This is a genomic window from Plantactinospora alkalitolerans (assembly GCF_015690345.1).
In the GTDB taxonomy this organism is placed as follows: domain Bacteria; phylum Actinomycetota; class Actinomycetes; order Mycobacteriales; family Micromonosporaceae; genus Plantactinospora; species Plantactinospora alkalitolerans.
Genome location: NZ_JADPUN010000242.1, coordinates 23,272 through 29,717 on the forward strand (window position 1 = coordinate 23,272; position 6,446 = coordinate 29,717).

The 6,446-nt window shown below is 70.3% G+C and carries 7 protein-coding genes; 4 read left to right on the forward strand and 3 right to left on the reverse strand.

The features are described from left to right. Position 1 precedes the first annotated feature (1 nt). Positions 2 to 970 (reverse strand): SLAC1 family transporter, encoded by a 969-nt coding sequence (locus I0C86_RS27145; protein ID WP_196204125.1) that lies wholly within the window; start codon positions 968 to 970, stop codon positions 2 to 4. A gap of 337 nt (positions 971 to 1,307) precedes the next feature. Here I0C86_RS27145 and I0C86_RS27150 point away from each other — a divergent pair, with 337 nt between their 5' ends. The 3 genes from I0C86_RS27150 to I0C86_RS27160 all read left to right on the forward strand — a co-directional run bounded on the left by I0C86_RS27150 (position 1,308) and on the right by I0C86_RS27160 (position 4,601). Beyond that, positions 1,308 to 2,246 (forward strand): NADP-dependent oxidoreductase, encoded by a 939-nt coding sequence (locus tag I0C86_RS27150; protein ID WP_196204126.1) that lies wholly within the window; start codon positions 1,308 to 1,310, stop codon positions 2,244 to 2,246. Positions 2,247 to 2,361: 115 nt separating this feature from the next. Continuing rightward, positions 2,362 to 3,306, forward strand: coding sequence for an RNA polymerase sigma-70 factor (locus tag I0C86_RS27155; protein WP_196204127.1), 945 nt, complete (start codon positions 2,362 to 2,364; stop codon positions 3,304 to 3,306). 92 nt (positions 3,307 to 3,398) lie between these two features. Beyond that, positions 3,399 to 4,601: an NAD(P)/FAD-dependent oxidoreductase gene (locus I0C86_RS27160; protein ID WP_196204128.1), complete on the forward strand. Its 1,203-nt coding sequence runs from the start codon at positions 3,399 to 3,401 to the stop codon at positions 4,599 to 4,601. A gap of 51 nt (positions 4,602 to 4,652) precedes the next feature. Here the strand turns inward: I0C86_RS27160 and I0C86_RS27165 are convergent, their stop codons facing one another. Further along, positions 4,653 to 5,375 (reverse strand): class I SAM-dependent methyltransferase, encoded by a 723-nt coding sequence (locus I0C86_RS27165; RefSeq protein ID WP_196204129.1) that lies wholly within the window; start codon positions 5,373 to 5,375, stop codon positions 4,653 to 4,655. A gap of 161 nt (positions 5,376 to 5,536) precedes the next feature. On the opposite strand from I0C86_RS27165, the gene I0C86_RS45570 reads away from it, so the two are divergent. Continuing rightward, positions 5,537 to 6,178 carry a sigma factor gene (locus tag I0C86_RS45570; protein ID WP_407676354.1) on the forward strand — a complete coding sequence of 214 codons (642 nt, stop codon included), beginning with the start codon at positions 5,537 to 5,539 and terminating at the stop codon, positions 6,176 to 6,178. Here the strand turns inward: I0C86_RS45570 and I0C86_RS27175 are convergent. Further along, the coding region (locus I0C86_RS27175; protein ID WP_255527842.1) for a non-reducing end alpha-L-arabinofuranosidase family hydrolase at positions 6,130 to 6,446 on the reverse strand (317 nt) is incomplete at its 5' end. The genes I0C86_RS45570 and I0C86_RS27175 overlap by 49 nt on opposite strands.

Sequence of the window (6,446 nt, forward strand, 5' to 3'; positions counted from 1 at the left end):
GTCAGGGCGCCGTCGGTGGACCGGGCGACGGCAGGAACCGTCCGCGCGCCGCAGCCACGATCGACCGTACGGCGATGCCGCCGATCAACGCCGAGATGGCCGCCAGCACGAGGTACGGATAGACGCGGTGCCCCGGCGGTTGCCCCCTGGTGATCCAGTGCAGGGTGGTCATGGCCACCGTCGACCAGGAGAACGTGAACGCCCAGAAGCTGGGGGCGAAGTTCAACCGCAGGTACAGCGGGAGCAGGCGGAGCTGCGCGAGAACCAGCAGCAACCCGTATCCGGAGACCAGCATCACCCAGACGTCGATCCGGCCGCCGTTGCGGGCGAAGATCGCGACCCCGGCCAGGGCGGCGGGCGCCACCTCGATCGCGAGGGTCGGTACGAGCGGCACCGGCAGCGGCGGCCGGCTGAAGAGACGGTTCAGGATCAGCGAACCGAGCACGAGCCAGCAGATGAAGCCGAGCCCGAGCATGACGTCCGCCAGCGTGTGCTGCCCGACGGCGGATGCGGCGGTCGAGGCGATGAACCCACCGGCCACGGTGGGCAGGAAGTAGCCGGGATGGATCTGGTCGATGTCGATCCGGCCGTAGATCCACTGCCCGGTTATCCAGCCGCCGAAGAGGAGTGTGAGGACAAGGAACACGTCGACGAGGACCCGACCGAGGCCCAGGTCGTACGGGACGACGCCCTGCGCGGCGAGCAGCATCGGGGTTATGACGGCGAGCGAGACGAACGGGCCGGCGACCGGATCCACCAGGTCGCCGACGAGCGCTCCCGGTCGCGGCAGGGCGTACGCCGCGTACGCGACCACCACGGCCAACCAGGTCAGCGCGGCGAGCGCGAGGAGGACGGAGCCGATCCACATCGGCACGTCGCCGTCGCGCCCGGCCACGATCCAGGTGCTTCCCAGGCCAGCAAGGCCGAAGGGGATACCGAAGAAGTTCGGCGGAATCCGGACGGCGACCATCTGACACCTCCCCCGGCGGGGCGTTCCGCCCGAGCGGTCCGGGTTCCATCCTGCCCGCGTCCGTTCCGCCGGGCGGTCGTTTCGGTCAATCGCCTGCGACTGCCAGCAAAGACGCCAGGTCCTTCAGCGGCAGCGGGAATACGACATCATCGGTTCGCCCTGGCCGACCTGACCGGGCATCACCCGGGGCCACCCGAGGAACGGTGTGGGCCACTGCGACACCGGACATCGTATCGGGCGTCCTACGCCGTTCGTCCTGCTCATCCGACTCGACACGGCGGTGGTGAGCCTTCGCCGTTGCCCCCCGTACCGGGAACGTCCCTGAGAGGATTCGAGCATGCGAGCGATCACCGTGCGAGACCGTCACGCAGGGGTCGGCGGCCTCGCCCTGACCGACATGCCCTACCCCCACGCTGCGGAAAACGACGTCATCGTGCGCGTGCACACCGCGGGCTTCACTCCCGGAGAACTCGACTGGCCGGCAACCTGGACCGATCGCGCGGGCCACGACCGGACACCCAGCATCCCCGGGCACGAACTGTCCGGATCCGTGGTCGAACTCGGCTACGGAACCACCGGCCTCACCGTGGGCCAGCGGGTGTTCGGGCTGACCGACTGGGCGCGCAACGGATCCCTGGCCGAGTACACCGCGGTAGAGGCTCGCAACCTCGCTCCCCTCGCGGCCGACATCGACCACACCGTGGCCGCCGCGCTGCCCATCTCCGGCCTGACCGCGTGGCAGGGGCTGTTCGACCACGCCCACCTCACGACCGGCCAGACCGTTCTCATCCACGGCGCCGCGGGCGGCGTCGGCTCGATCGCCGTCCAACTCGCGCGGGAGGTGGGCGCCCACGTTATCGGCACCGGCCGGGCCGACGACCGTGACGTCGCGGTCGGCCTCGGCGCGCAGACCTTCCTCGACCTGGATGCCGACGATCTGCGGCAGGTCGGCGAGGTGGACGTGGTGTTCGACGTCATCGGCGGCGACATCCTCGAGCGATCGACCGAACTGGTACGCCCAGGCGGCACCGTTGTCACCATCGCGATGCCACCCACCGTGCAGCCCAAGGACGGGCGAGCCGTCTTCTTCGTCGTCGAACCCGATCGGGCCCGGCTGACCGACCTCGCCCAGCGGCTCCGGGCCGGACGGCTCAACCCGATCGTCGGCGCCGTGCGACCACTTTCCGAAGCGCCCGCCGCGTTCGCCCGCCACCGCCGCACACCCGGCAAGACGATCATCGAGGTCGCGGACGAACAAGGAACACAACACCTGTGACCCAGTACGCGAATCGCGAGTGGCGTGCTGCTCGACGGCGGGACTGGGGCCGAGGTCGTCGAGGCGCCTCCCGCCGAGCGCAGAGGAAGCCGCAGGGGAGCCTAGGATCGGGGCCATGCCCCTGAGCACGGACGACGTCGGCCGGTTCGTGGCCGCCCGGCACCGTCTGGAGGCCATCGCGTACCGGCTCCTCGGCTCCGCCGCCGAGGCCGAGGACGTCGTGCAGGAGACGTTCCTACGCTGGCAGGCCGCCGACGTCGACCGCATCGAGGTCCCTGATGCCTGGCTGACCAAGGTACTCACCAACCTGTGCCTCAACCAGCTCACCTCCGCGCGGGCGAGGCGCGAGACATATGTGGGCCGGTGGCTTCCCGAGCCGCTGCTCGCCGGGGACCCGATGCTCGGCCCGGCCGACACCGCCGAGCAGCGCGAATCGGTCTCGTACGCGGTCCTCACCCTGCTGGAGCGGCTGTCCCCCAACGAGCGGGCGGTGTACGTGCTGCGGGAAGCCTTCGACTACCCGCACCGGGAGATCGCCGAGATCCTCGACATCACCGAGGCCGCCTGCCAGCAGATCTTCCACCGCGCCAAGAAGCACGTCGCGGACGGCAAGGCCCGGACCGAGATCGACGAGGTCGCCGCCCGGCGGATCGTCGAGGAGTTCATGGCTGCCGCCACCAGCGGCCAGACCGAGTCGCTCGTGCGGCTGCTCACCGCGGACGCGATCTCGATCGGCGACGGTGGCGGGAAGGTTCCGGCCCGCGTCAAGCCGTTCGAGGGCGCCCACGCGGTCGCGAGGTTCCTGTGGGGCCTGTTCAAGCCGACCGAGGCCAAACGCGCCGTGCTCGGCGGCTGGCCCGAGGTCTACGCCTGGACCGCCAACGGCGATCCCGCCGCCGTCGTCGTCGTGGACGGCCGGGTCGTCGGCGTCATGTGTCTGGAGGTCGGGGCCGATGGAATCGCCGCGATCCGTAACCAGGTCAACCCCGACAAGCTGGAGCGCGCGACCGAGCGGTTCGCGGCCTCCGACCACGAGGAACCGCTGTTCAAGCCGTTCTGACCTGCTGTGAGGTGCTTCACATCGCGTTCCTGTCAGCAAACGGCGGGCCGCCCGGTTCAAGTGGCGAACCCGAATCGAACAGGAGCACGGACATGCAGCACCGCATCGTCGTTCTCGGCGCCGGATACGCCGGAGCCATCGCCGCCGGTCGCCTCGCCAAGCGGCTCCGCCGCGAGGACGTCGCCATCACCCTCGTCAACGCCGAGCCCGACTTCGTCGAGCGCGTCCGCATGCACCAGCTTGCGAGCGGCCAGAGTCTCAAGCCCCGGCCCCTGCGGAAGATGTTCGCGGGCACCGGCGTCGAGGTGAGGGTCACGAGGGTCACCGGCGTCGACGTCGACCGCAGGACCGTCGCCGTCGTCGACACGGACGGCGAGGAGGAGATCGCCTACGACACGCTCGTCTACGCCCTCGGCAGTGGCTGGAACGCCCAGGGCGTTCCCGGTACCACCGAGCACGCGTACGAGATCGCCAGCCGCCCCGGAGCGCTCCGGCTACGGAAGCGCCTGGCCCGCCTCGACGCCGGGCAGACCGTGGTCGTCGTCGGCGGCGGCCTCACCGGCCTGGAGGCCGCGGCCGAGATCGCCGAGGCCCGCCCGGACCTCGACGTCGCCCTCGCCGCCAGAGGTGACCTCGGTGACTGGCTCTCGCCCAGGGGCCGCGCGCACCTGCGGAAGGTCTTCGGCAAGCTCGGGATCACCGTGTACGAGCAGGCCGCCGTCACCGCCGTCGAGGCCGATCGCGTCGCCACCGCCGACGGCAGGGTCATTCCGGCCGCGGTCACGGTGTGGACCGCCGGCTTCGCGGTCCACCCGATCGCGAAACAGAGCGCCCTGGAGGTCAGCGGCACCGGTCGGATCGTGGTCGACGAGACCATGCGCGCGGTCTCACATCCGGACGTCTACGCCGTCGGCGACGCGGCCCTCGCGCTGGGGGCGGGGAACAAACCGCTCCGGATGTCGTGCGCTTCGGGTTCGCCGATGGCCTGGCAGGCCGCCGACTCGATCGCGGCGCGACTGACCGGCGGGAAACTTCCGAAGGCGCCGCTCCGGTACTTCAACCAGTGCATCTCGTTGGGCCGCAGGGAGGGTGTGATCCAGTACGTCACCGCCGACGACCGCGCAGTGCCGGCGGCCCTGACCGGACGGCTCGCCGCCGTCTACAAGGAGTTGGTCTGCAAGGGCGCCGCCTGGGGCGTCGCCAACCCGATGCTCGGGGTGCCGACCCGGCGCCGCCGCGTCGTGCAGGAGCGAGCCACGGCGGGTTCGGCCGTCAGCGCACAGCCGAGCGCCTGATCCAGCCGGCCGCGGAGACAGCACAGCGGTCGACTGCGCCGGACCGGTGCATCAGCCAGCGTCCGCCGGCTTGCGCGCGAGGATGAGCCAGTACCGTGGGCTGCCGTTCCGGTGCCGCCCCGAACCGGTCAAGGCGGCGGCCGTCGCGGTGAAGCCCGCCGCCGCCAACTCGTCACGGACTGCGGTCAGTGGGCTGTTGCGGTAGTACATGACGAACGGGGGACGCCACACGGCATTGCGGACCCGCATGGCCAGGTCGAATCCGAGCGTGACCCAGTGCGAGACCGAGGTCACCGGCGGCGGCGCACCGATCGGGAAGGTGAAGAGCCCTCCGGGCCGCAGCGCGCGGTACACCCCCTCGAACAGCGCGGGCCGTTCCGCGGACAGGAAGTGCCCGAGCGCTCCGAAGGTGACCGCCAGGTCGAAGTCCTCGGTGAATGGCAGGGCCCGGGCGTCGGCCCGTACCCAGGTGGCCCCCGGGTGTGCGCTCCGCGCCCGCCCGAGCATGCCGGCGCTGAAGTCGACGCCCGTGACCCGTCCCCTGCACAGGGACCTGAGCACCAGCATGCCCGCGCCGGTGCCACAACAGACGTCCAGCCCGTGGTCGAACGGGCCGAGTTCGGACAGCGTGTGGGCGGTCGCGCCGAGAATGCTCTCCGGGGTCCGAAACGGCGTGTGGTCGAACTTCGGAGCCAGGAGGTCGTAGCCGTGCTCGACCGAGGAGAGCGCCTGGACGCACAGTTCACGCAGTGACGGGCCTTGAGGCGAGAACACCGGCCGAGAGTACCTGGCGGCGTGCCGCCGATCGTGAGGTTGGCGGTGCGAGTACGGCCTTCGCGACAGGGGTTCCGCCCGGCCGGCGTCGGCAGCCGGCCTGGCGCGGCGCGTGTCAACAGGCTCGGGTGCCCGCGGCGTTCCCTCCGGTGACACGAACGATGAGGAGGCACCGTGTGACGTTCGACGAGTTTGTGACGACGAGAGGCCCGAGCCTTGTCCGTCTCGCCCGGTTGCTGTCCGGTGATCGGCACCGGGCCGAGGATCTGGTCCAGGATGTTCTGGCCCGAGCGTACGTCCACTGGCGGCGGATATCCGCGACCGGCCGGCCGGACATGTACGTACGGCAGATGCTGGTCAACGCGAACCGGTCGTGGTGGCGCCTGAGCAGGAACCGCGAGTTGCCGTACGGCGACTCGACCCATGATCCTCACCGTCGACATCCCGGGCGGGCGCAACGTCTTCATTTTCGTCACCGGAAGTTTCACGCACGCCGAGGCCGAGGTGTTCGTGGCCGGGATGACCTGGCCGTGCCCTGTCGATACTCCGGTGGGCCGACCGCTGGCCGGTTCCCCGGACGGCCAGACGCGGCCGAGCCGGGAGTGTCCGGCGTCCGTGGTACGCACGACGAGCACTCCCGGCCGGTTCACGACCGCGACATCAACCGGAGGCTCGCTCCGATCGATACCGCCTTCACATCACAGTGGTCCGTCCATCAGCGCCGACCCTCCCGAGCCGGATCTGGGTCATGCCGTCAGCGTTGCAGCGTGAGCAGACCCGGCCGGTACGGCAGCAGACCGTAGTCGCCGCCGGAACTGGGAGACCGTCCCTGGTAGAGCAACTGCAGGTTGCAGGCGTCGACCGTCATGGTCTGGTCGGCGTTGCTGCGGATCAACTCGCCGTGGCTGATGTCGTTGGTCCAGGTCGCACCACTGTTGGCCTTGCCCGCGAACGGATTGCTCTCGCTCGTCGCCTGCGGCGTCCACGAACCACCCAGACTCGAGGACGTGAACGACCGGAAGTAACGACCCTGCGAACCGATCGCCTCGACGATCATCAGGTACTGGTTCT

Coding starts and splice junctions, on each gene's coding strand:
- I0C86_RS27160 (WP_196204128.1), top strand. CDS start 3,399: ATGCAGCACCGCATCGTCGTTCTCGGCGCCGGATACGCCGGAGCCATC.
- I0C86_RS27155 (WP_196204127.1), top strand. CDS start 2,362: ATGCCCCTGAGCACGGACGACGTCGGCCGGTTCGTGGCCGCCCGGCAC.
- I0C86_RS27150 (WP_196204126.1), top strand. CDS start 1,308: ATGCGAGCGATCACCGTGCGAGACCGTCACGCAGGGGTCGGCGGCCTC.
- I0C86_RS45570 (WP_407676354.1), top strand. CDS start 5,537: ATGAGGAGGCACCGTGTGACGTTCGACGAGTTTGTGACGACGAGAGGC.
- I0C86_RS27145 (WP_196204125.1), bottom strand. CDS start 970: ATGGTCGCCGTCCGGATTCCGCCGAACTTCTTCGGTATCCCCTTCGGC.